Consider the following 21,655-nt stretch of genomic DNA (forward strand, 5'->3'; position numbering starts at 1 on the left):
CCTGCTGGGCACTCGTCGAGCATCCAGCTACTGCGAAAGTCACCACTGCTGCCGAAATCAGCGTCAGCTTCGCCATCGATAGGTCCATGACTGTCCTTCGTCGAGCGATCATGTCGGCATCAAGGATGCGGTGATCGCCTTGGCGAATTCTTGGGGCGCACGACATTGGTGGGCATATCTTGCCCCCGACGGGCGTTATCAATGTTTGTCTCAATTGTCACATGGGTACCGTTGATAACAGCACCCCAGTATGGGTGCGACTGTCGACAGAAAAGTCCATACGAAGAAAGAGCCGAATGGGTTATCTCTATGAACACTGTCTTGCACTTCAGCACCAGCGGCACCGTCTATGAAACCCGCGCCTACACACCGGCCGACATCGCTCAACTGATTCAGAATCAGCGACTTCAATGCCTGACCAGCGCTGATCGCCAATTCGACTTATGGTTCGCCCCTACGGCGCGCCGATGCCAGCGCCGGGTCAACCGCGCCGCGACCGAGCTCCTATTGGCCACAACCACTTTCACCGCCCGAACCGTGCCGCTGCTGCGTGGCTCCATCGTCCTGGCCAGTCACGACGCCGACGGCGACCTGGACGGGCTGAGCTGGCTGCAGTTGGACCTGCTGACCCGGCTGAATCGCACGGTCACCGATCGCGACCGACGGATTCTCAACCGGCGCATCGCCCGGGACGAGCGCCGACTGCAGCGGGAGGCGGCCGCCGGCACGCGCCAAGCTTCTCCGTCGAAGACGACAGCAGCCGCGAAGGCTGAAACAGACTCGCGCGGAGCTGGTTTCGCGGCCTCGACACGGTGATGAGCGCACAGCGCGCCGGGTTCCGGCGCCAGTGCAATCAACGTCCGTGAGCTGATCGGAGACGCTCCGGAATACGCTCGCGGCTTGCCGTGTTGGCTGACAGCATGAAGCCCTTCACGGTAGAGCAGCGGCAGAATTTCCTCGCAGACAAGCACGTTGGAGTCTTATCCGCCTCGGCAGATCAGGGCAGGCCACCGGCGAGCGTGCCGATTTGGTACGACTACGCCCCCGACGGGCTCATCCGGATCAACACGGGCGCGGCCTCACGCAAGGCCCGGCTGATCGAGCGAGCCGGTGCAGTGACACTGGTCGTCCAGCGCGAAGACCCGCCCTACCAGTACGTGATCGTCGAGGGGACCGTCGTGGAGACGACCAGCCCGGCACCACTGGAGGTGCGCGAAGCCATCGCCATTCGCTATCTCGGCGAAGAGAGCGGGCGGGCGTTCGTCGAAGGGATGCGCGACATGGCCACCGTACTGTTCACCGTGCGTCCTGACCGCTGGATCAGCGCCGACTACTCCGACGGGGAATAGTGAAACTCGGCGGCTTCGCCCGCCGCGTTGCCGCCGCGTGGGTCCGTTGAACCGACAGGAGCCCAGCCATCGTTGAGTACACCCCCGATTCCTCCAATTCGGTGCCACTGGTCCGTTCTTCCCGTTGATCCGCACTGGGCTCCAAAGTCCTTGAACGTGCTCACGTCCGCGCAGATTCTCCCTGGACTTCCGCGCAGTTGGGTGAAGTAGGGACGTCATTGAACCGATCTGCCAGCCAGCTCATGTTGCGTTCGCCGTCGACATAGAGCGGCAGTAGGTTGTTGATGTCGAGCTTGTTGAACAGCGGCGGTTGTTCGTTGGTCCAGAACTGCACGTCGGCGCCTTTGGCGCACCAGTCAGCCGCAGTTTGACGGGCCGCGTGGTAGGGCACCAGCGGATCAAACCGGTTGTGTGCGATATAGATTGGCCCGGTCGGTTTGATGTTCCCCACCCGCTGCGCCGCCAGCAGGCTCTTGAACGGATCGTTGGAAACCAGCGCGTTCAAGTCGGTGTTGAACCAAAAGTCAAGATGCCGGAACGCATAGTCGACCCCGCCCTGCAATAGGCAGGTGTGCCCGGACCAGTCGAGCATCTGTAAACCGCGCGGCGTCAACACGTCTCGAATCGATTGCTCGGTTTGTGGGTACGCGGCGATGATTCCGCGCAACAGATAACCCGCCAGCACGGCGAAGAAGTTCCCGTCGATCCCGGAGATCGTTTCGGCGATGTCAGTGACGGGTGCGTCGGCGAGTGTCCCGGCGATCTTCAGTTCCGGCGCGTACGTGGCTGCCTGCTCTGCCGCCGACAACGACGCCTGGCCACCCGACGCATATCCCCAAAATGCGACTGGCCCACGCGGATCCAGCGACGTGCCAGGGAGCTTTCTGGCAGCACGAGCGGCGTCGAGCAGCGCCGTGCCGGCCGCAACCCGGTTCAGCCACTGCGGCGACTGCGGACCGTGCACGCCCATGCCGACTCCGTCGGTGATGACCAACGCAAAGCCGCGCGCAAGCAAGGTTGCCCAGAAACCCTCCTCCATGTTGAACATGAGGTCGAAGCCCTGCGAGAAGTGAATCCCCTGATTCAACAATCGCGATGGCGCACACTGCTCCCCCACCCCATACGGACCCGTCGCATACGCCAACAGGGGGCGCGGTCCCTTGCCCGGCCAGGGCACTGTGGGTTCGATGTAAGTTCCCGTCACCGCCACCGGACTGCCCTGGGCGTCGGTGCTGCGGTACATGATTCGGGTACCCGTGCCGACGTAGGCGCCCAACTGACCTGACGGCTCCAGCCTCAGCGGAGAATCCTCGGTCCGGATCAGATCCCCTGGCTTACCCGCCGGCAGCGGCTCCGGCGGCGTGTAGAACTGCTCGTACAGCCGATCGTCGGCACGCGTGACCGGCGACCACGCCACACCCCCAATGGCCGCCAACGCGACAGCGGCAGACAGTGCCGCCAACTTCATCAGGACCGAGCGCGGCGCGCCTGACCGCTGCACATAACTCACGTCGAATCGACCTCTCCTCATCCCCGCTGCACGGGGTCCGTGCCGGTGCATTGCGCAGACCGACCGACCCGGGTGGACCTGAGCCACCGAGTCGTGTGGCGACTCTCACAGTGAATCGGCCGGGAATCTTGAACATTCGGCTCAGCAGTTTGAACAGGCGTGCTCGGCCGGGTGGCTCATGCGGGCCTGGGAGCAGCACCGCACGATCGTCCAAGAGGTTCGCCCGCGAGTCCAAGCCATGGTGCCCCGACGGCGGCAACCATCGTCCATACCTATCGAACCGACCAGCATGGAGGGCAGATCATGAAGACCAGGGCAGCGGTGCTACTGGAAGCGGGCAAGCCGTTCGAGATCATGGAATTGGAGCTGGACGGCCCCGGCCCCGGCGAGGTGCTGATCAAGTACACGGCGGCGGGACTGTGTCATTCGGATCTGCACCTTACCGACGGCGATCTGCCGCCGCGGTATCCGATTGTCGGCGGCCACGAAGGATCCGGAATCGTCGAAGAGGTGGGGCCGGGCGTCACCAAGGTCAAGCCGGGCGACCACGTAGTGTGCAGTTTCATCCCCAACTGTGGGACGTGCCGGTACTGCGCGACAGGTCGACAAAACCTGTGCGACATGGGCGCCACCATCTTAGATGGATGCCTTCCCGACGGCACCTTCCGCTTTCATTCCGGCGGAACAGATTTCGGCGCGATGTGCATGCTGGGCACGTTCGCCGAGCGGGCCACCATCTCGCAGCACTCAGTGGTCAAGATCGACGAATGGCTGCCGCTCGAGACCGCGGTGCTCGTCGGCTGCGGGGTGCCCACAGGTTGGGGCACGGCAAACTACTCGGGCGGCGTGCGCGCCGGCGACACTGTGGTCATCTACGGCATTGGCGGGATCGGCATCAACGCGGTGCAGGGCGCGGTGCACGCCGGGGCAAAGTACGTGGTCGTCGTGGACCCCGTCGCTTTCAAACGCGATATGGCGGCCAAACTCGGTGCGACGCATGCATTCAGCTCAGCCGAGGAGGCTGCGGCCAAGATCACCGAACTCACGTGGGGCCAGGGTGCCGATCAGGCACTGATCACCGTCGGTACCGTCGACGAGGACGTGGTCAGCGCCGCCTTCGCCGCGGTCGGCAAGGGCGGCGTCGTGGTGATCACCGGGATGGCAGACCCCGCCAAACTCACAGTGCACGTCTCGGGTCTCGAGATGACGCTGTACGAAAAGACAATCAAGGGAAGTCTTTTCGGCTCAGCCAATCCGCAATACGACATCGTCCGACTGCTGCGTCTCTACGATGCGGGGCAACTCAAACTCGACGAACTCATCACCCGCCGCTACACCCTGGAGGAAGTCAACCAGGGCTACCAAGACCTCCGCGATGGCAAGAACATCCGCGGCATCATCGTGCATAACAACTGACACCGCACGAACGTCGCGGGTCACGCTGCAAACACCGCACATGTGCCTGGTCTTTTGGCGCGCGCCCCAACGGGCCCAGGCGTTCTTACCCACTGCCGGGGTGTCCACGTGGCCTTCGCACGTAGGCACCCCGGCATGGTCTGTCACGACCGAACGCTATGCGGCAGTCCCGACGACTCTCGCCCGCCACACCTCGTCGTTTCCCGAATCCTTTGGGCCAGCACGGAACACGCGTGCCGCGCCTAACTACGATGCCGGGCAGGAGGCGGTGGCCGATTGGGCCGATTTCGCTGCTGCCGGAGTCGATTTCGGCTTCGGCAAGGTTCAGCCGATCTCACCGATCGGGCTATCGGTGGTTACGGTACTGACCCGGAGTCATGCCGACGTACCTGTTGAACACGCGCGTCATGTGGCTCTGATCGGAGAATCCACAGCGGGTGGCGATGTCCAGCAGCGGTGCGCTCGTTCGAGTGACCAGCATCTTGGCACGTTCGACACGCTGGCGCAGGACGAAGTCGTGCGGGCTGGTTCCGGTGGACTGACGGAATCGGCGGGCAAAATGGAACCGGCTCAGCGACACCGCTGCAGCGAGACCATCGAGGGTGATGGGTTCGCCGAGATGAGCTTCGACATAGTCGTACACGGTGCGCTGCTGCGCGAAGCTCAGACCGTCGCCGCCGCCGGTATCACGAAACACCACATCGGCATGGCTGCGCAGGATATGCACGCACAGCTGAGTCGACAGTGACTCGACCAGGAGCCGACTGCCGGTGCCACCGCGGGCGGCTTCGGTGGCGATGGCGATAACGGTGCGGAACACAGCTGGGTCATCGGCGCGAACCTCGTCGCGCAGTTGCACGTCGTCGATGTCTCGGTCGTACATCTGCCGGCAGGTGGTGGCCAGTTCGTCGCGCGTGAGGTAGACGTGCACGACCTCGATATCGCTGGACCACAGCCAATGGGAGGCCGCCGCACGGGTCAAAAGCGACACATCGCCCGGCCGCAAGGTCTCGTTGATCCATTCCCCATCGACACGGCGCCGCATCCCGGTGGTGCCCCGGTGGTAAGCCACCACCATGAAATCGCGTATCGGCGGCACTTCGACGTCCGAGCTGCGGTACCGGTAACCCCGCACCGACAGCCCCTGCCAACCGTCCGGATTGTGCACGGTCAACTGTCCGGGCACCCACGTCGGAAGCTGATCCGGAACGATCAGACCTGCAGGCATCGGACTCCTCTCTCGAAACAAACTGGCACCGGACGCTACGTCGAGTATGCGCTGCGTGTCCCAGCTCACATTCAGATCGAGCAGGATCGTCCAACTCCTGAGCACACGCATTCCATTGCCGGCTCATCGCGCACATCTGTTCCAGCCCTCGGCTCGGATGTTCAAGCTCCATCCGCCACCGCGCTGCCATCGTTGCCGCCCAGGGACACGGACCGGCTAACCCAGGTCCGGTGAACACTGAGAGAGGAACCAAACATGAACGCTGCAACCGACTACGACGCCGTCGTCATCGGCGCCGGGTTCTCCGGTATGTACATGCTGCACCGACTGCGCGACCAGATGGGCCTGTCGGCCCGGGTGTTCGAGGCCGGCGCCGGAGTCGGAGGAACCTGGTACTGGAACCGATACCCCGGCGCGCGTTGCGACTCGGAGAGTTACATCTACTGCTACTCCTTCGACAAAGACCTGTGGATGGAATGGGAATGGAGTGAGCGCTATCCGGAGCAACACGAGATTCTGAGCTATCTCGAACACGTAGCGGAACGGTTCGACCTGCTGCGCGACATCCAGTTCAACACCCGCATCACCACGGCGACGTACGACGAGAACACCGAGACCTGGACAGTGACGACCGCCGGTGGTGATTCGGTTACCGCGCGTTTCGTGATCGCGGGGACCGGCTGCTTGTCGGCATGGAACGATCCGAAGTTCCCCGGCATGGATCTGTTCGAGGGCGAGATGTACGACACCGGCAAGTGGCCGCACGAGAAAGTCGACTTCACCGGCAAGCGGGTCGCCGTCATCGGCAACGGGGCCAGCGGGATCCAGTCGACACCGCTGATCGCCCAGGAAGCCACCGACCTCACGGTGTTCCAACGCACGGCCAGCTATATCGTGCCGGCCAAGAATCAAGCGGTCTCGACTGAAGTGCGCGAGGCACGCAAGGCTGACTACGAAGGCATCTGGGAACGGGTCCGCAAATCCAACTTCGGCTTCGAATTGGACTTCCTGGACCGCAACGCCGAGGACTGCACGCAAGAGGAAGTCGATGCGGAGCTGCAACCTCGCTGGGAGGCAGGCGGTTTCGGAATCTGGCTGGGCGGATTCGAAGACCAGTTCTACACCGAGGAAGCCAACGTCAAGATCCGCGACTTTCTCGACCGAAAGATCCGCGAGCGGGTCAACAACCCCGAGACGGCCGAACTGCTCGTCCCCAAGGGGTATGCCTATGGCTGCAAACGCAATCCACTCGACAGCGGCTACTACGAGACCTTCAATCTGCCCCACGTCCACCTGGTCGATGTGAAGTCAAACGCGATCGCTCGCCTGACCCCGAAGGGTTTGGCGCTCGCTGATGGCACCGAGTACGAGTTGGATGCCATCGTCTTCGCGACCGGCTTCGACGCGATGACCGGTGCGCTGAACCGGATTGATATCCGCGGCCGATCTGGTGAACTGCTCCGCGACAAGTGGGCCGCGGGCCCGCGAACATATCTGGGGTTGATGAGCGCGGACTACCCAAATCTGTTCACCATCACCGGGCCGCAGAGCCCGTCGGTGTTGTCGAACATGCCGGTATCGATCGAACAGCACGTCGAGTACATCTCCCGCATCATCGCCCACATGGACGAGATCGAGGCCGCAACCATCGAGCCCACGGTCGAGGCCGAAAGCGAATGGGTTCAGCACAATCAGGAACTCGCCGAGCAGACCCTGTTCCCGCAGGCGGCCACCTGGTACACCGGCGCCAACGTCCCCGGCAAACCCCGAATCTTCATGCCCAGCCTGGACTTCGTGGGCCCCTACCGCGCGATCTGCGACGAGATCGCCGAAGACGGCTTCCGCGGCTTCCAATTCGAGAGCAAGAAAGTGCAGGCCCTCGCATGATCGAGAACCCGTTCTACAGCCACGAATTTCACGGCGATTACGAACTGATCAGCGTCGGCGAGCTCGAACTCGAGGAAGGAGGCGCCATCCCCGACTGCCAGTTGGCCGTCGCGACGTTCGGAACCTTGAATGACGCCAAGGACAACGCCATCCTGATCACGACCTGGTACTCCGGTACACACCAAATCTGGCGCGACACCTACATCGGGCCCGACCACGCCCTCAATCCCGAGAAGTACTTCATCATCTGCGTGAACCAGATCGGGTCGGGGTTGTCCACGTCGCCGCACAACGCCTCCGGCGTGAACGCCGATATCGCCATGTCGAAGTTTCCACCAGTCCGTATCGGCGACAACGTCGTCGCCCAGGAACGGTTGTTACGGCAGCGCTTCGGGATCGACCGGTTGGCGCTTGTTGTCGGCGGTTCGATGGGCGCGCAGCAGACCTATGAATGGGCGGTGCGCTTTCCCAAAAAAGTGCTGCGCGCCGCCGCGATCGCCGGGACCGCGCAGAACACACCGGGTGACTTCTTGTTGGCCGAGATCATGAGGGAGGCCCTTCAATCCGATCCGGCCTGGTCGGGCGGCGAGTACAGCTCCCATGCCGACGTCGTGAACGGGTTGACCCGTCAGGCCCACATCTGGTCGGTGGTGGGGTTCTCCACCGAATTCTGGAAGCAGGAGATCTGGCGCGCACTCGAATTCGATTCCAGGGAAGCGTTTCTCGCCGGATTCCTGGAGCCCTACTTCACCGCAATGGATCCCAACGACCTGCTGACGCAGTCATGGGCATGGCAGCGCGGCGACGTGGCGCGCCACACCGCTGGCGATCTGGCTGCCGCGCTCGGGCGGATCACCGCCAAGACGTTCGTCATGCCGATCGACGAGGATCAGCTGTTCCCGGTACGAGACTGCAAGCCCGAGCAAGAGCTGATCGCCGGCAGCGAACTGCGGGTGATCGAAGACATCGGCGGGCACCTCGGGCTGTTCGGTCTTGCGCCCACTTATATGGCCCAGATCGATCGCCACCTCGCTGAGCTGCTCGACGCCCCGGCTTGACCCTGCGCAATGGCCAGTTATTACCCGCCGCCACGGAAAGGCGTGTCATAACTGGCCATTGGCATTCACAGATCAGTGTGAATCGCCCCGAGTTTGGTGCACACCTGGTTATGGGTGTGCAGCCTCGGATTGGGCTGTCTTCGTAGCGTAGTAGATCTGCTCGTACTCGATCGGTGGGATGCGGCCCAGTCGGTGCATGAGCCGATGGGTGTTGTACCAGTGCACCCAGTCGGCGGTGAGCAGTTCGACGTCGGTCAGGCGGTGCAGGGGGCCACGCCGCAGCGGTGAGTCGTCGCGGACGGCCTCGGTCTTGTACAAGCCGATGGTGGTCTCGGCCAGGGCGTTGTCGAAGGCGTCCCCGACCGTTCCGATCGACGGCACCAATCCCGATAGCGACAAGGTCTCCCCGAACCGCACCGAGGTGTACTGCGACCCCGCATCTGAATGGTGAATTGTATTGCCCGTCAATGGGTTACCCTCACGGCGCCGTAGCTCGGCGGCGTGCTGGATCGCCCGGCGTACGAACCGGTCTTCCTTGCTCGCTGAGCAAGTCCAGCCAACGATCCGTCCGGCGTAGGCGTCGATGGCGAACGCGGTGTAGACGAACACCCCGCCGGCCAGCCGGACATAAGTGAAGTCGGCCACCAGCAGCATGTTAGGGGCCGGCACCCGGAATTGGCGGTCCACCAGATCCGGAGCGCGGTCGGCCGCCGGATCGGCGATGGTGGTGCGGACCTTCTTGCGCCGGCGCACACCCTGCCAGCCGTTGGCCTTCATCAGGCGCTCGACGGTGCAGCGGGCCACCGGGATGCCCTGGCGCTGTAGGTGCGCCCACATCTTCACCGCGCCATACAACGACTCGGGCTTGCGTCGGCCCGCCTCGTCAGGTTCGTAGTAGCCGGCCAACACCTCGGTGATGACGGTGTCCCACAAGGCCCGCGCCGACGGCGGTCGGGCCAGCCAGGCGTAGAAGGTTCTCGGGGCGATCTGGCAGCCATGCTCGGACAGCACGCGGCAGATCGGAGCGACCCCGAACCGAGCGCGATGCTCGGCGATGAACCCGCAAATCAGCGGTGTCGCGGGTCGCTCTCCCGCGCGAAGAAACTTGTTGCCGCCTTGAGGATTTCGATGGTTTCCTCAAGCTCACGGTTCTTACGTTTGAGTTCCCGCAACTCCCGTGCGGTATCGGACGGGACACCATCGCGGACCCCGGTATCGACCTCGGCCTGGTTGACCCACCGGCGCAGCGATTCGTAGGACACCCCCAACCGCTTGGCGACCGCGGTGATGCAGGCCGTGCGGGTTTCGTACTCCTCGGCATGGTCAGTGACCAGCCGCACCGCCCGGGCCTTGAACTCCTCGTCGTACTTCTTCGGCATGATGCGGACAACCTTCCCTCGAAAGAAGGTGTGCATCAAACTCGGGGCGATTCAGTGTGGGGTCGACTGGCTGGGCAGCACGAACTGAAAGTTGTTCAGGATGGTCTGCTTGTCAGCGACGTACACGGGGTTGTCTGGTTCGGCCGTCTGCAGAGTTAGCGTTGCAGCCCACATCTTCTGCCCGTCCGCCGCGGCGACAATCAACGCCGTTGCCGAGTGGCTGTGCAGCGTGTACGTGATGGTTGTGCTCGGGTGTCCGCACACGGTTCCCGGTGTGCGGCCCGCGATGGTGATGCCGCTCTGCTCAGCGCCCGCGATCTCGGCATCGATGCCCTGCTGGGCGTTGCCGACCTTGCCGGTCAGGTCTTCCAAGGTAACCACTGCGTTCGGGGTAAAACCGTTGGACCGCAGCCCCTTGTTGGCGACGAGTCCGCGGATCATCGGCGAATTCATCGATGCCGAGTACTCCCACCCCGGGGGTGCAGGAAGCGCCAACGTCGGCTCGTCGGCCGCCTTAGCATCCAGAGTAGTCAGCCTGACATCACTAGCCGTACATCCCGCCGCGCCGATCGCCATCGACGACGGCACGACAGTTGCCGAGGCCGCCGAACTTGACGCCGCTGTCGATGGCTGGTGCGAAGTGCACCCGACCGCGGCCATGGCAACCGCCACGCCACACAGCACCCCATAAATTCGGCCACTGCTGTTCACCAGCCACCCTTTCCATTGCTGTATTTCAATACTGAATACTTATTGTGATTATTGCGGCTCATCCGCAAGCGCCGTATAGGCCGGATGATCCTCGCAAAAGTCTTATTGCCCAGCGGCGTGGCAGCTGCGAATGAGGGAGCTGCGGCACGTTTACCTGGTCGAGCGATGCTAAGACTAACGCCGGGGGCGCCAAATGAGTAACCGATATGGAGCGTACGCACATTGCCATATTCAGTTTTTCTTCTCAGGTGCCTCAAACCTAATGATCTTGGACCAAAATGGCATCGACCAGCCCACTACACGGCTCTTGACCCAATAATTGGCTGCGCCAATGAGCACTACCGCGACAACAACGCCGGCGGCACATACAACCACTTTCAGGGAGATTCCATACCGAGGCGAGACCAGCAACACCAGACTTCCGGCCGACGCAATCCCGGAAAGACCAGCTGGTACATATCTTTTGGACATCAACGTGAGAGCCATTGTCGCCATGCAGGCCATCATCAATAGTCCACACAGAGTGACCACCGCTAACTCCATCCCGGACCATTCACCCGCCACATCTCCGCCAGCTGTGGACGACGGCGAACTGTTCTGCAGGATGTAGTCGATGAACCGATGCCCAACCGAACGCCGCCTCACGGGGGACTGTCCGAACAACGGTGGATCTGATCTTGGTCTGACACGCCGAGCGTGAGCTTGGCGGGAAGGACTGACGATGTCAGAAACACTCGAATCTATGGCGATTGACCTGGATCAACGGCAGCTAGCGGAGCAGCTGCTCGCACAAGCGAAGGAACAAGGCGTCGAGCTGGTCGGCCCGAATGGGCTGCTGAACCAGTTGACCAAGAACGTGCTGGAAACGGCACTGGATGCCGAGATGGCCGAGCACCTGGGCTATGACAAGCATGACCCGGCTGGCCGCGGCAGCGGTAATTCCCGCAACGGCACCCGGACCAAAACGGTGTTCACCGAGATCGGCCCGGTCGAGATCGACGTGCCGCGGGACACCAACAGCTCGTTCGAGCCGCAGATCGTGAAGAAACGTCAACGGCGCCTGACGGGGATCGATGAAATCGTATTGTCGCTGACGGCAAAGGGATTGACCACTGGGGAGATTGCCGCCCACTTCGCCGACGTCTACGGAGCCACGGTATCCAAGGACACCATCTCGCGGATCACCGACAAGGTGGTCGGCGAGATGACCGAGTGGTGCAACCGGCCGCTGGAGTCGGTGTATCCGGTGGTGTTCATCGATGCGATCTTCGTCAAGGTCCGCGATGGTCAGGTCACCAACCGGCCCATCTACGTCGCGATCGGGGTCACCTGCACCGGTGAGCGCGACATCCTGGGCCTGTGGGCCGGCGATGGCGGTGAGGGTGCAAAATTCTGGTTGGCGGTACTCACAGAGATCAAGAACCGCGGCACCGCCGATGTGTGCATGGTGGTCTGTGACGGCCTCAAAGGGCTGCCGGAGGCGATCAACACGGTGTGGTCCCGCGCGGTGGTGCAGACGTGCGTGATTCATCTGCTGCGCAACACCTTTCGTTACGCGTCGCGTAAGTACTGGGATCAGATCGCCAAGGACATCCGGCCGGTCTACACCGCGGCAACCGAGGCTGCGGCCAAGGAACGGTTCGTCGAGTTCACCGCCAAGTGGGGTGCGCAGTATCCGGCAATCACGGCGCTGTGGGAGAACGCCTGGAGTGAGTTTGTGCCGTTCCTGGACTACGACGTCGAGATTCGTCGCGTCATCTGCTCGACGAATGCGGTCGAATCCCTCAATGCCCGCTACCGGCGGGCGATTCGGGCCCGCGGGCACTTCCCGACCGAACAGGCCGCGCTCAAGTGCCTCTACCTGGTGACCCGATCCCTAGACCCCACCGGCCGCGGTAAGGCACGATGGGCGATGAGGTGGAAGCCCGCACTGAACGCGTTCGCGATCACCTTTAACGGCCGGATCACTCCGACTGGCAACTAACCAAATGCCAGGATCAGATCCACCGTTTATCTGACAGTCCCCCTCACGGTGATCTAGAGCACAGCGAGACGGCTAGATGCGCTGGCGTCTGCCGCTGACGGTCGACTGCAGGACTAGTGGCCGACTAGATCCTCGGCTGATCGGTGCGCCGCATGGTGTTAGTTGGCAGCGAAGTAGAGGGTCTCGATGTCGCCTTTGGTGGCTTTGGTGGTCGTCGTGTCGCGGCATTCGCCATAGAGTTCGACCACCACGACGGCGACGCTGGCATCCGCCGGTGACAGGAGAGCGTTGACAGCACCTTTTTTCAACGTCGTTGAGTGGCTTATGAAGTCACTGTCCGCGGTCCATCCACCTCGTTGGAGGCGCTGCGTTATGTCGTCGAATTCCGCTGCCGCCGCTTGGGGATCCGCGGGCGGTTGATAGGCGATTCTGACTTCGCCACGGAACGGGCCTTTGTCGCCGTCGCTGCACGATGAATGCCAAAACATAGCGGAATTAAAGGGTTTGGCGATGAGATGACTGACATCGGTTGCGGCGTCAACGACTTGAATCCTGGACTGTTCCGGTGTCATTTGATGGATCACGCCACTGGCAAGCGAATTCACTGCGTCACATGCCCCCAGTAGGGATGTCGCCGCGGCAATGGTCACTGCACGTAGGGCGGGGTTCATGTGGTCGAACTCCTTCAGCGGTGCCCGTGACCGCTAGTCGGTGGCTGGTACGGGTCGATGAGTCCGCCGTCAACCCGGTATCCCTCGACGGGACCGATACCGCACCGATCTCGGCTCCACCGGGTTCGCAGAACTCGATCACCATTGCGTCGGCGCAGCCGGCACCTTGGTAGGTACCGGGCCCCAGTCCGGTTGGTCGGCCGCCAGAACGTCGTGTGCGCTTTGGGTGATACGCAGCGGCTGGACCCTGAACGCCCCATTGACTCGGCGGTTGATCCGCATCTGCGGACCCATCGATACGTCGGGCATGAAAGCTTCCCAAAGGATTTCGTCGACGCCCAGCGGCTTGATGTAGACCGTCCAGCTGAACCGCAACCTATTCGGGTCGTTGTCCGGATGGAACACCCGCATCGGGAACAGTTCGGTGAGGTAGACATCGTCGAGCACGAACCCGGAACCGCTGACGAACCTCATGCCCCGGTCGCGGCACGCCGGCCGCAGCGCATCGTTCCACGCCTTCGCCGCCGATGATCGTCTCGCCATGCTTTCCCCCAGATGCCAGTCAACCGCTTGATGTTGCAACACACCGGATAAGTGCAGGCTACAAGCCACAGAAGACACTCCCCGACACCAGTTTCAGCCGCGCGACGGCAATGATCAGGCGTCGACAGCTACGTAGACGGGCCGGCCTGAGCCGGACGCGGTTTCAACTGCCCGACAACGTCCTTGGCTTCGTTGCGCACCCTGGCTGAGCTCAGTAGGTCTCTGGCTATCGTGGGGCTGTGACCACTTGGCATGGCGACGAACTCGACCTTGACGCTTACCTGACGCGCATCGGCTTCGATGGCGAGCGAGTCCCGACCGCCCAGGCCCTGGCGGCACTGCACCGCGCCCACACCACGTCGATTCCCTTCGAGAATCTCGAGATCATGCTCGGCCGGCCGATCGTCCTCGATCTGGATAGCTTGCAGAACAAGCTGATTCGGCACAAGCGCGGTGGCTACTGCTACGAGCACGTGACGGTGTTCGCGGCGGCACTGGAGCGACTGGGGTTCCGGTTCACCGCGCTCGCTGGGCGCGTCACCCTCGGCGCGGAGTCAATGCGGCCGCGAACGCACTCATTGATCGTCGTCGAATTCGACGACGATCAGCGCCGGCTGTGCGATGTCGGATTCGGCCGCGGCCCACTCGAACCGATCGAGCTCACCGCCGGTAACGAGGTCGACCAAGACGGGTGGCAGTTGCGACTGTCCCGTGCACCGCTCGGCGCCGACACCGAGGTACTGCACCCGGATGTGTGGACGTTGTGGCAACGGTCGAGCGTGGGTGGCGAAGTCACATGGCTCGACAGGCACGTCTTTACGCTCGATCCGCAGTACCCCGTCGACTTCGCCGTAGGCAACCATTATGTGTCGACCTCGCCGAGATCGCCCTTCACCACCCGTCCGTTCGTCCAGCGATTCGTCGCCGACGTCCAGCATGTCCTTGACGGCACCGCCTGGACCACAACGCATCCCGACGGATCGTGCTCCACACGTGAGGTCGAGATCGGCGATGTGCCCGCCTTGTTGGCCGACACCTTCAGCACCGAACTGTCCGACGAGGACGGTGCGGCCCTCGTTGACTGGATGCGCGCGCGCCTCTAGCACCCGACTCTGTAGAGGTGACCCATCCGCACGGGTCCTGGCATCGAATCACTCTTGGGTTCATTCGTGGTTCGGGAAGGTGCCGAGTGTGTTAGACAGCGTGAAAGACGGCACTACCGTTCGCGTCCTGCGTTCAGCCACACTCACCACCGGTAGGCGATGATGCGACTTCTGAGATTGCCTATGACGGTGCTGACCGCGGGTATCGCCCTCATTGTCTTCGCGCCGGGGCCGGCGGTCGCTGACTCAGAGCCGTCGGGCACGACCGGTGCACACGAGTCCGAACACTCAGCGATCAGTACGCGACCCTCCACGATCAGTACTCGCGCTCAGCCCGAGCGGGATGTCCCCGCCCGCGCGGACGACAGGCGCGAACTGCACTCTCACAACTCGTCCGTCCCCGCTGCCACGAAGTCACGATCGAAGCACGCAGGCCCGACGGTCCGGGATGAGCGATCGACAGCTCCCGCCGCTTCTGAAGCGACCCCATCATCGGCCGAGGCATCCCGGTCCAGCAGGCTGACGGTCTCGCGCGCCGCCAAGTTGCCGGACACAGCTAAGCCGCCATCGCCTGTCGAAGGAACGCCTCGCATCACCAAGCTCGCTGAGGTGCGCTCCGTTGAGCCCCCCGCCGAGAACGCGCCGGCCTCCACGTCCGCGAACATCGCGAAATCCGATACTGCGCACGCTCGGTTGCCACGCACCGCCAAAGTTGTCGTGCCGGTAGCGCAGCCGGAGTCGACACTCGCCGCGGTCCCGGTCACCTCCAGCTCCATGACAACCGCGCAGGCCCACGCAGTGGCGGCGAGCACCCCAGCCCCCGCGCCGACGTTGCTCGGTGTCGTCACCGGCCTCATTTTCGGCGCGTTCACCCAACTGGAACGACTGCTCACAGGTCCCCCTACGGTGCCCGCCGGGAGCTCGGTCACGGTGCGCAGTTCCACACTGGAGATCGCGGCAGGCGTCGTCGTCCCGGCGGATTGGTACTTCCCGGCCGGTGACCCACCCGAGCGGATGATCCTGCTGCAGCACGGTTTCTTCGCGATCGGCCCGATGTACAGCGACACCGCGGCAACGCTGGCCGAGGACACCCACAGCGTCGTCGTAGTTCCGACGCTGACATCCAACCCGTTCGCCGACGGCGGGCTGTGGGTCAACGGCGCAGGTATGCAGCAGGCGATCGCCGAGTTGTTCGTCGGCGACCGCACGGCGCTGACGTCCAGTGCAATGGCAGCCGGCTATGACAGGCAGTACGGCCTACCCGCCGGAGCTGCGACGCTGCCGGCACAGTTTGCGCTGGCCGGCCATTCCGCCGGCGGCGCACTCGTATCCGGCGCCGCGGGCTACTTGGTGAGCTACGGCGCGGCAGGCGACCTGGCCGGTGTGTTGTTGTTGGACGCCGTCACCACCGGCGACCAACTGTCGGGTGCGCTGGACAAACTCAACGCCTATCAGCAACAAGGCGGCCGCTATATCCCGGTCCGGGAAATCGGGTCACCACCCAATCTGTGGAACTTCATCAGCAATGTCGACATGGCGTTGTCCCAGGCTCGGCCTGACCATTTCGGCGGTGTCGTGCTGTCCGGTGGCGTGCACACCGATTCGATGGGCGGTGGCAGCGCGGTCAGTGAATTCCTGGTCCGCCTGGTCGCCGGTTTCCCACTAACCCAGAACTCACTGGCGCTCAGGCAATTGTCCGCGCAGTGGCTGGGCGATTGGTTCGCCGGGAACACCAGCGCCGGCGACAACCTGGTGCCCGGCACCACCCTCACCATCACCACCGCAGACGGGACGGCCGTCGGCACCGTGATCGGCGCACCTGCGCCAGAACCTACGTCGGTAGCGCCGAACGAAACCGTCCTGACTGCCTCATGACGGACTCCGCGCAATGCCTCGTGTTCTCGCAATGCCTCGCGTTCTGACGAGCGCTGCCGTCGAGAGAGTCCCCCACCTCGTGCGGCACGGCTCAAGTCGCGGTCAGGTATCGCTTCAACCGCTAATGTGCACTCGCACAGGTGACCGGCCATCTTCGCCGGCGAATCACCGTTGCTCGACGAAAGGCGGTGAGGACGACGCTCAGCGAATTCTGGAGTTGGCTGGTCAATCGTGACTGGACGTTGAGCCAGATCCGCACCCCAATGGAGTGGTTCGCATTCCTGAGCATCCCGTTGTTCACCGCAGTAATCGGCTGGCTCATCAACTGGACCGGCCTGATCATGCTGTTCTACCCGGTCAACTTTCACGGGTACAAAATCCCGGGGATGGCGGAGCTCGCGCGGCTTGCGCCGCACAAACTGCAGGAGATCCCCGGCGTACTGCAGGGCGGCGTCGGCTGGCAGGGCATCGTCCCGGCGCGCGCGGCCAAGATGGGCTCGATCGCGTCCGACAAGGCCATTGCCAAGCTCGGTACGCCCGCGGAGTTCTATCAGCAGCTCGAGCCCGAGAAGATCGCCGAGCACATCGTCAGGCTTTTCCGGGGCGAGATTCCGCAGCTCGTCGATGAAGTGATGACCACCAACGACCCACAGTTCTGGCGCAACGTCCCCGCCGTCGGCAAACGCGCGATCGTCGCGCGGGTCCAATCGCAATTACCGGAGGTCGTGCAGTCGATCACCACGGAGATCGGCATCCACATCGACCAGTTGCTCGACCCCAAGATCATGGTGATCGAGCACTTCCGGAAGAACCCCGACCTCGTCATCCGGGTCTTTAAGGACATCGGCCAGCGCGAGCTCAACCTGATGGTGAACTTCGGCTTCATCTTTGGCTTCTTGCTAGGCATTCCGGTCGCGTTCATCGACCACTGGTTCCATACGTGGTGGATGCTGCCGGCGCTCGGCGTGATCGTCGGCTGGATAACCAACGCGCTCGGCATGTGGCTCATCTTCGAACCGACCGAGCCGACCCGCTATTTCGGCATCAAGTTCCAGGGGCTGTTCCTGCAGCGGCAAGAGCAGGCCGCCGAGGTGTACGCGGGGATCATCGCCGACGACGTCATCACGTTGGAACGCATCGGCGACTTCCTGATCGACGGCCCGAGCGGCGACCGCACCCGCCAGATGATGGCCACCGCCCTGGGCCCGGCCATCGACCGGGCCGCCGGGCCGATCAGGCGCGCCGCGCGGGTGGCACTCGGAGCCCAGGCTTACGACTCGATCAAGGCCGGCTTTGCCGCCGAGGCAGTCGACCGGACGCTGACCCCGTTCCGGGACGAAGAGTTCTCGCGGGCACAGTCAGGAAAGATCCGCGCATTGATCGCGCAACGCACCAAAGAACTTCCGCCATCGGACTTCGTCGAGATGCTGCGTTCTGCCATCAGGGAAGATGAGTGGATGCTCTACGCTCACGGCGCGATCATGGGCGCCGCCGGTGGCTTCCTGCACTACGGGATCTTCTTGGGACTTGGTGTCGCATGAGTGACGATCGAGATCGGCGTTCCGGACGGCGCCAAGCCCAGTGGGGACCGTTCAGCGCCACGTTTTCTCCCCCACCGGAACCGTCGTCGTCGCTGCTGCCCACAGGCTCCGACATCGGCGAAGCACTGCCCGGTCTGGTTCGCCTGGCCGCCACAGCCTGGGTACGTACCGCGGAATGGACCCTCGTTGCCGGGCTCAAAACAGGTCGTCGCGCACTTGAGATTGCCGCTGACCCGGCATCGGCGGCCGACACCGCGCGCGAGCTGATATCCGGCGTTGCCCAGGCCGGCGCGGTTTTCGGCGACCTGGCGAAGGCCGTCTCCAACGGTGTTTCGGTCTCACAGGCCGTCGTCGAGGTCAGTGCCTCGCTCACCGAGACTGTGACGACGCACGAAGTTTCGTATCGGCAGGAGGCAGAGGAAGAGCGCCAGCGCAAGATGGAGCAGTCGTTGCGCGCTCAGGGGCAGGCGCTGCTGAACCGCTCGCGCGACGTGTGGAACACCGAGCGCGGCCACCCGGCCTACGCCCGCATCCTCGAGGAGATGGCGCCCGATGAGGCCCGCATCCTGCTGTTGCTCCTGCGCGGCGGACCCCAGCCGGCTGTCGACATCCGTACGGGTGGCCCCATCGGCGTGGTGTCCTCGAGGCTGGTGGCTCCGGGCCTCAACATGATCGGCCCGCGGGCTGGGGTGCGGTACCTGGATCAGGTCCCCGCCTACCTCAACAATCTGTTCCGGCTGGGACTGATCTGGTTCTCGCAGGAGCAACTTCGCGACCCGCTCGAATACCAGGTAGTCGAGGCGCAACCGGACGTGCTGGCCGCGATGCACTCAGTACGTGCACACAAGGTCGTCCGCCGCTCGATCCACCTCACGCCGTTCGGCATCGACTTCTGCCGCGCCTGCCTGGTGTCCGAGAACGAAGACGTCGCCGTCCTGCCCGAACATCAGGCGCCGAACGTCATCGACTGAGCGGTGTCAGCAATGTCCGAGCCAACTAACCGTCGGCGAGACCGGGACAACTATCCGACCTACCGTTCCTCTCAGTGGCCGGGCAACGGAACCGTGACCAGCGGCTGGTGCTCGCCGCTGCCGGCGCCACCCAGCGGACCCCAGCATCCCGCGGGGTCCTTGCCGGCCTTGACTTGTTCGTCGACGCACCTGCCGACGATCACCATGGGGTTTCCGACCGACTGAGCCAGCGCGTTGTTGGCCAGGGCTTGCTGCTGAGCGGTCAGCACATCCTGAGCCGCGTTCGCAGTCTCCTGCACCTTCTGATTGTGGCTGTCGAACCGCTGCTGCGTCTGGTCGTCATAGAAGATGCGTGGAATACGGACATCCAGAATCTCGATGTCCTGTCCCACCTTGGCCTGCAGGTCCGCCTTCACCTGTGCGGCCATCGCCGGCAAGTCAGCGGCCTGCATCGACTGGGACGGATCGAACGTGGCAAAGGCTTCCGACAGCGCCACCTGCGCCTGACGGTCGACGAGGTTCTTCGCAATATTGGCGAACACATCGGTCGACGACCCGCCGTAGTCCTGAAACAGCCTGGGAGCCCGCCCTTCTCGGAGACGCCAGTTCAAATTCTCGTCCACATAGGCGGTCGAGTTGTTCTTCAGCCGAACCTGCACCGCGGTGCCATGATCGCCGAAGCTGGAGCCCTCGAAGGTCTGCAACTGGATCGCCTCGGACATCTCGCTGACGTCCTGCCAGGGCGCGTGCCAAACAATGCCTGCCCCATGCTCACCGACCGGCTTGCCGAACTGGGTGATGATGCCAACATTGCGCGTGTCTACCCGGTCATAGCACGCGCCGACGAGAACCACCGCGCTCAGGACCGCGCAGATGATTGCGATGCCGAGCGCGGCGGCCCTGCGTTTCTTGTCAGTGGACGTGACCAGGACGGCGACCAATACCCCAACCCCAGCCAGCATCAATATCACTACGAAGATCGTTGAGATCACGTTCTTACCCTCCCCTGGGATTTCGCGTGCCCACGATGGCACGGCCAAGTCACCTGAATGCGTACCACGACGACGTTAGCTCGCGGTGGTGGTTTTCTGGTTGCGAGTGCGGACCAGCCAAACGGATGAATGCCGCCTTCAATGATGTTGCTGCCAAACGTAAGTCGGCAGTCGCGGGGTCAGCGCCGGGGCGCGTCGGGATGGACAGGTGCACCTGCCAGTCCATGTCCACCGTGATGTCCCACGGCTCGATGCGGTAGCGCCCCGCGCGATCCTCGAACGCGGGAGTCATGTGCGCACCCGCTGCAGCCGCCGTCGCGGTCAGTTCAGCGACCACGGCCTGCGAGTCGGGGGCGATGTCGAAATCAATCCGATACACCATCAGAATCCCTGCGGTTAGACCGTCGGCGGCGAAGTTAGTCCTCGTCGTCGGGCCTGCTCAAGGCTTCCTGTAGCTCCGGTGACGGTACGAATTTCGGTAGCGGTTCGTCCTTCATGTTGATCAGCTCGGCGAGCCTCTGATGGTCGCGGGGTCGATAGGTATTCGCGGACGTGATGCCACAGACCGGCTGGACGTCCATGAACACGTCTTCGGTCGTGGTGAACGAGAGGTTTTTGAACCCTCCTACCACGGTGTCGTAGAAGTGCGGCGTGGAACGGCGTGTGCCTTTGGTAGGGATGGTCCATGACAGGTAGGGGATGCGCTTGATCAGCGCGTCGCCGACGAACATCGCCACATCGTCGAGTACCGAGTCCCAGTAAGGGCGCAGTTTTCCGTAGCCATCGTCTTCGAGGCTGGCGATCAGCCAGGCGGTGAGCTGGTCGACGCGGTCCGGACCCGTGCCCAATTCGAATCCGTGAGCGCGGGTGAGTTTGCCGAGTTCGGCGATGCGTGCCTCGATGCTGCTGGTGATCTGCTCGAACCGTGCCAACGCCTCAGGTTTGGGAATGTCCCTGCCCGGTAGATGGCCGCCGATGCGTTCGAACGGGGTGTAGCTGTCCCAGTTGGTCGGCCACGGCACCCGATCAGTATTAGCTGGCGGCATAGCATCTGGGACCGGGGATTTGGCTTTCTCGATTTGTGCGGCGAATTCGGCCGCGGGGATATCAAGGTCGGTGATGCTGCTGACCGGGGTGCCCAGCTCGCGGTCCACGCCGCGCAAACCGAGACTGTCCAGGTCGCGGGCCAACAGATACAGCCGATGCACCGCGGCCGCGGGGTCGGCGTCGGGGCGCGTCGGGATGGACAGGTGCACTTGCCAGTCCATGTCCACCGTGATGTCCCACGGCTCGACGCGGTAGCGACCCGCTCGATCCTCGAACGCGGGGACCATATGCGCACCCGCTGCAGCCGCCGTCGCGGCCAGCTCAGCGACCACAGCCTCCACATCGGGGGCCGTGTCGAAATCAATCCGATACACCATCAGAATCCCTCGT

At 63.2% G+C, this 21,655-nt stretch carries 19 protein-coding genes; 10 read left to right on the top strand and 9 right to left on the bottom strand.

Going from position 1 to position 21,655, the window contains the following annotated elements; genetic code table 11:
* Positions 1-309 precede the first annotated feature (309 nt).
* Together ACX12F_RS28885 and ACX12F_RS28890 are read left to right on the top strand one after the other, a co-directional pair.
* A complete protein-coding gene (locus ACX12F_RS28885) occupies positions 310-816 on the top strand; it encodes a hypothetical protein (RefSeq protein ID WP_459367641.1) in 507 nt (168 codons plus the stop codon).
* A gap of 104 nt (positions 817-920) precedes the next feature.
* Complete coding sequence (locus ACX12F_RS28890) at positions 921-1,349, top strand: pyridoxamine 5'-phosphate oxidase family protein (protein WP_459367642.1); 429 nt, start codon at positions 921-923, stop codon at positions 1,347-1,349.
* Between the two features lie 160 nt (positions 1,350-1,509).
* Here ACX12F_RS28890 and ACX12F_RS28895 read toward each other — a convergent pair whose 3' ends face one another.
* Positions 1,510-2,817, bottom strand: a complete 1,308-nt coding sequence (locus tag ACX12F_RS28895; RefSeq protein WP_459370550.1) for a lipase family protein — start codon at positions 2,815-2,817, stop codon at positions 1,510-1,512.
* A gap of 345 nt (positions 2,818-3,162) precedes the next feature.
* Between ACX12F_RS28895 and ACX12F_RS28900 the strand changes: the two genes are divergently transcribed.
* Positions 3,163-4,275, top strand: coding sequence for an NDMA-dependent alcohol dehydrogenase (locus tag ACX12F_RS28900; protein WP_459367643.1), 1,113 nt, complete (start codon positions 3,163-3,165; stop codon positions 4,273-4,275).
* 346 nt (positions 4,276-4,621) lie between these two features.
* Here ACX12F_RS28900 and ACX12F_RS28905 read toward each other — a convergent pair whose 3' ends face one another.
* Complete coding sequence (locus ACX12F_RS28905) at positions 4,622-5,503, bottom strand: helix-turn-helix domain-containing protein (RefSeq protein ID WP_459367644.1); 882 nt, start codon at positions 5,501-5,503, stop codon at positions 4,622-4,624.
* 255 nt (positions 5,504-5,758) lie between these two features.
* Here ACX12F_RS28905 and ACX12F_RS28910 point away from each other — a divergent pair, with 255 nt between their 5' ends.
* Together ACX12F_RS28910 and ACX12F_RS28915 are read left to right on the top strand one after the other, a co-directional pair.
* Positions 5,759-7,390, top strand: a complete 1,632-nt coding sequence (locus ACX12F_RS28910; protein WP_459367645.1) for a flavin-containing monooxygenase — start codon at positions 5,759-5,761, stop codon at positions 7,388-7,390.
* The gene (locus ACX12F_RS28915) at positions 7,387-8,448 is read left to right on the top strand and encodes an alpha/beta fold hydrolase (protein ID WP_459367646.1); all 1,062 of its coding nucleotides are present in this window, start codon (positions 7,387-7,389) and stop codon (positions 8,446-8,448) included. Before ACX12F_RS28910 ends, ACX12F_RS28915 begins: the two co-directional genes overlap by 4 nt.
* Positions 8,449-8,556: 108 nt before the next feature.
* Here the strand turns inward: ACX12F_RS28915 and ACX12F_RS28920 are convergent.
* Together ACX12F_RS28920 and ACX12F_RS28925 are read right to left on the bottom strand one after the other, a co-directional pair.
* Positions 8,557-9,827 (bottom strand): IS3 family transposase gene (locus ACX12F_RS28920; RefSeq protein ID WP_459367093.1). Its coding sequence is split into 2 segments (ribosomal slippage): positions 8,557-9,554 and positions 9,554-9,827, totalling 1,272 coding nucleotides; the frame shifts between segments, so codons are not numbered across the junction.
* A 51-nt stretch (positions 9,828-9,878) separates the two neighbouring features.
* Positions 9,879-10,403 carry an LpqN/LpqT family lipoprotein gene (locus ACX12F_RS28925; RefSeq protein ID WP_459367647.1) on the bottom strand — a complete coding sequence of 175 codons (525 nt, stop codon included), beginning with the start codon at positions 10,401-10,403 and terminating at the stop codon, positions 9,879-9,881.
* Positions 10,404-11,280: 877 nt separating this feature from the next.
* On the opposite strand from ACX12F_RS28925, the gene ACX12F_RS28930 reads away from it, so the two are divergent.
* Positions 11,281-12,522, top strand: a complete 1,242-nt coding sequence (locus ACX12F_RS28930; RefSeq protein ID WP_459366463.1) for an IS256 family transposase — start codon at positions 11,281-11,283, stop codon at positions 12,520-12,522.
* 158 nt (positions 12,523-12,680) lie between these two features.
* Here ACX12F_RS28930 and ACX12F_RS28935 read toward each other — a convergent pair whose 3' ends face one another.
* On the bottom strand, positions 12,681-13,193 hold the full coding sequence (locus tag ACX12F_RS28935; RefSeq protein WP_459367648.1) for a lipoprotein LppJ family protein: 513 nt from the start codon (positions 13,191-13,193) through the stop codon (positions 12,681-12,683).
* A 138-nt stretch (positions 13,194-13,331) separates the two neighbouring features.
* Entirely contained in the window at positions 13,332-13,736 is a 405-nt protein-coding gene (locus tag ACX12F_RS28940) for a hypothetical protein (RefSeq protein WP_459367649.1), read from the bottom strand.
* A gap of 239 nt (positions 13,737-13,975) precedes the next feature.
* On the opposite strand from ACX12F_RS28940, the gene ACX12F_RS28945 reads away from it, so the two are divergent.
* The 4 genes from ACX12F_RS28945 (at position 13,976) to ACX12F_RS28960 (ending at position 19,226) form a co-directional block, all read left to right on the top strand.
* Entirely contained in the window at positions 13,976-14,839 is an 864-nt protein-coding gene (locus ACX12F_RS28945) for an arylamine N-acetyltransferase family protein (RefSeq protein WP_459367650.1), read from the top strand.
* A gap of 609 nt (positions 14,840-15,448) precedes the next feature.
* On the top strand, positions 15,449-16,714 hold the full coding sequence (locus tag ACX12F_RS28950) for a hypothetical protein (protein WP_459367651.1): 1,266 nt from the start codon (positions 15,449-15,451) through the stop codon (positions 16,712-16,714).
* Between the two features lie 188 nt (positions 16,715-16,902).
* Positions 16,903-18,255, top strand: a complete 1,353-nt coding sequence (locus ACX12F_RS28955; protein WP_459367652.1) for a DUF445 domain-containing protein — start codon at positions 16,903-16,905, stop codon at positions 18,253-18,255.
* Positions 18,252-19,226 carry an Abi-alpha family protein gene (locus tag ACX12F_RS28960; protein WP_459367653.1) on the top strand — a complete coding sequence of 325 codons (975 nt, stop codon included), beginning with the start codon at positions 18,252-18,254 and terminating at the stop codon, positions 19,224-19,226. Before ACX12F_RS28955 ends, ACX12F_RS28960 begins: the two co-directional genes overlap by 4 nt.
* 71 nt (positions 19,227-19,297) lie before the next feature.
* Here the strand turns inward: ACX12F_RS28960 and ACX12F_RS28965 are convergent, their stop codons facing one another.
* Genes ACX12F_RS28965 through ACX12F_RS28975 form a run of 3 tightly spaced genes read right to left on the bottom strand, consistent with a single transcriptional unit; the run spans position 19,298 to position 21,642 of the window.
* Entirely contained in the window at positions 19,298-20,218 is a 921-nt protein-coding gene (locus ACX12F_RS28965; RefSeq protein ID WP_459367654.1) for an SPFH domain-containing protein, read from the bottom strand.
* Between the two features lie 49 nt (positions 20,219-20,267).
* Positions 20,268-20,600 (bottom strand): hypothetical protein, encoded by a 333-nt coding sequence (locus tag ACX12F_RS28970; protein WP_459367655.1) that lies wholly within the window; start codon positions 20,598-20,600, stop codon positions 20,268-20,270.
* 34 nt (positions 20,601-20,634) lie between these two features.
* A complete protein-coding gene (locus ACX12F_RS28975) occupies positions 20,635-21,642 on the bottom strand; it encodes a hypothetical protein (RefSeq protein WP_459367656.1) in 1,008 nt (335 codons plus the stop codon).
* Positions 21,643-21,655: the final 13 nt, after the last annotated feature.

Source organism: Mycolicibacterium sp. HS_4_1 (assembly GCF_054515875.1).

What these genes read in the sequence shown, in the direction of transcription:
- ACX12F_RS28885 (WP_459367641.1), top strand. Translation starts at nt 310, where the DNA reads ATGAACACTGTCTTGCACTTCAGCACCAGCGGCACCGTCTATGAAACC.
- ACX12F_RS28890 (WP_459367642.1), top strand. Translation starts at nt 921, where the DNA reads ATGAAGCCCTTCACGGTAGAGCAGCGGCAGAATTTCCTCGCAGACAAG.
- ACX12F_RS28895 (WP_459370550.1), bottom strand. Translation starts at nt 2,817, where the DNA reads ATGAAGTTGGCGGCACTGTCTGCCGCTGTCGCGTTGGCGGCCATTGGG.
- ACX12F_RS28900 (WP_459367643.1), top strand. Translation starts at nt 3,163, where the DNA reads ATGAAGACCAGGGCAGCGGTGCTACTGGAAGCGGGCAAGCCGTTCGAG.
- ACX12F_RS28905 (WP_459367644.1), bottom strand. Translation starts at nt 5,503, where the DNA reads ATGCCTGCAGGTCTGATCGTTCCGGATCAGCTTCCGACGTGGGTGCCC.
- ACX12F_RS28910 (WP_459367645.1), top strand. Translation starts at nt 5,759, where the DNA reads ATGAACGCTGCAACCGACTACGACGCCGTCGTCATCGGCGCCGGGTTC.
- ACX12F_RS28915 (WP_459367646.1), top strand. Translation starts at nt 7,387, where the DNA reads ATGATCGAGAACCCGTTCTACAGCCACGAATTTCACGGCGATTACGAA.
- ACX12F_RS28925 (WP_459367647.1), bottom strand. Translation starts at nt 10,403, where the DNA reads ATGGCGATCGGCGCGGCGGGATGTACGGCTAGTGATGTCAGGCTGACT.
- ACX12F_RS28930 (WP_459366463.1), top strand. Translation starts at nt 11,281, where the DNA reads ATGGCGATTGACCTGGATCAACGGCAGCTAGCGGAGCAGCTGCTCGCA.
- ACX12F_RS28935 (WP_459367648.1), bottom strand. Translation starts at nt 13,193, where the DNA reads ATGAACCCCGCCCTACGTGCAGTGACCATTGCCGCGGCGACATCCCTA.
- ACX12F_RS28940 (WP_459367649.1), bottom strand. Translation starts at nt 13,736, where the DNA reads ATGGCGAGACGATCATCGGCGGCGAAGGCGTGGAACGATGCGCTGCGG.
- ACX12F_RS28960 (WP_459367653.1), top strand. Translation starts at nt 18,252, where the DNA reads ATGAGTGACGATCGAGATCGGCGTTCCGGACGGCGCCAAGCCCAGTGG.
- ACX12F_RS28970 (WP_459367655.1), bottom strand. Translation starts at nt 20,600, where the DNA reads ATGGTGTATCGGATTGATTTCGACATCGCCCCCGACTCGCAGGCCGTG.
- ACX12F_RS28975 (WP_459367656.1), bottom strand. Translation starts at nt 21,642, where the DNA reads ATGGTGTATCGGATTGATTTCGACACGGCCCCCGATGTGGAGGCTGTG.